The organism is Acinetobacter sp. A1, from assembly GCF_012371315.1.
GTDB lineage: Bacteria > Pseudomonadota > Gammaproteobacteria > Pseudomonadales > Moraxellaceae > Acinetobacter.
On the sequence record NZ_JAAZQY010000073.1, the window covers coordinates 1 to 1,406 of the forward strand.

Annotated in this window: 2 protein-coding genes; both read left to right on the forward strand. The window is 45.9% G+C overall.

Translation table 11 applies throughout. From position 1 onward, the window contains the following. Positions 1-142: 142 nt before the first annotated feature. Positions 143-958 carry an aminoglycoside O-phosphotransferase APH(3')-Ia gene (locus tag HHA41_RS12930; RefSeq protein ID WP_000018326.1) on the forward strand — a complete coding sequence of 272 codons (816 nt, stop codon included), beginning with the start codon at positions 143-145 and terminating at the stop codon, positions 956-958. A 207-nt stretch (positions 959-1,165) separates the two neighbouring features. Then, positions 1,166-1,406: hypothetical protein (locus tag HHA41_RS13085; protein WP_213033338.1), on the forward strand; the 241-nt coding region annotated here is incomplete at its 3' end.

Sequence of the window (1,406 nt, forward strand, 5' to 3'; positions counted from 1 at the left end):
TGAATGGGTTCATGTGCAGCTCCATCAGCAAAAGGGGATGATAAGTTTATCACCACCGACTATTTGCAACAGTGCCGATAAAAATATATCATCATGAACAATAAAACTGTCTGCTTACATAAACAGTAATACAAGGGGTGTTATGAGCCATATTCAACGGGAAACGTCTTGCTCGAGGCCGCGATTAAATTCCAACCTGGATGCTGATTTATATGGGTATAGATGGGCTCGCGATAATGTCGGGCAATCAGGTGCGACAATCTATCGATTGTATGGGAAGCCCAATGCGCCAGAGTTGTTTCTGAAACATGGCAAAGGTAGCGTTGCCAATGATGTTACAGATGAGATGGTCAGACTAAACTGGCTGACGGCATTTATGCCTCTTCCGACCATCAAGCATTTTATCCGTACTCCTGATGATGCATGGTTACTCACCACTGCGATCCCTGGGAAAACAGCATTCCAGGTATTAGAAGAATATCCTGATTCAGGTGAAAATATTGTTGATGCGCTGGCAGTGTTCCTGCGCCGGTTGCATTCGATTCCTGTTTGTAATTGTCCTTTTAACAGCGATCGCGTATTTCGTCTCGCTCAGGCGCAATCACGAATGAATAACGGTTTGGTTGATGCTAGTGATTTTGATGACGAGCGTAATGGCTGGCCTGTTGAACAAGTCTGGAAAGAAATGCATAAGCTTTTGCCATTCTCACCGGATTCAGTCGTCACTCATGGTGATTTCTCACTTGATAACCTTATTTTTGACGAGGGGAAATTAATAGGTTGTATTGATGTTGGACGAGTCGGAATCGCAGACCGATACCAGGATCTTGCCATCCTATGGAACTGCCTCGGTGAGTTTTCTCCTTCATTACAGAAACGGCTTTTTCAAAAATATGGTATTGATAATCCTGATATGAATAAATTGCAGTTTCATTTGATGCTCGATGAGTTTTTCTGATAGTTAGTCTTTGTAGAGACACAAACCTGAAATTCCGGACACCGCGCTTCAGGACATCTCCCTGGACGCCGATATCTGGCAGTATCCGGACGGTACTATCGAACGCCGGGCCAACGGTACTACCCTGCCCTTTATGACTGACGACCGGCTATCTCACCCACGCACTTCTCCCTGAAATTTAGCATCGTCGCGGTTAATGTCGAAAATTTGCCACCTGACGTGGTTGGCATCGAGGGTGAAAACTGCCGTGGCGAGGGTGTTCTCCTCATCCGGATCGTCGGCAGCCAGCCGGTATTCACCGGCATCAATTTTCAGATTGATATCGTGCAGCACCTGGGTGGTGCCGAAATGTTTAGCGACCGCGCTAAATTCGGCACTGTTGCAAAGTTAGCGATGAGGCAGCCTTTTGTCTTATTCAAAGGCCTTACGTTTCAAAAACTCTGCTTAC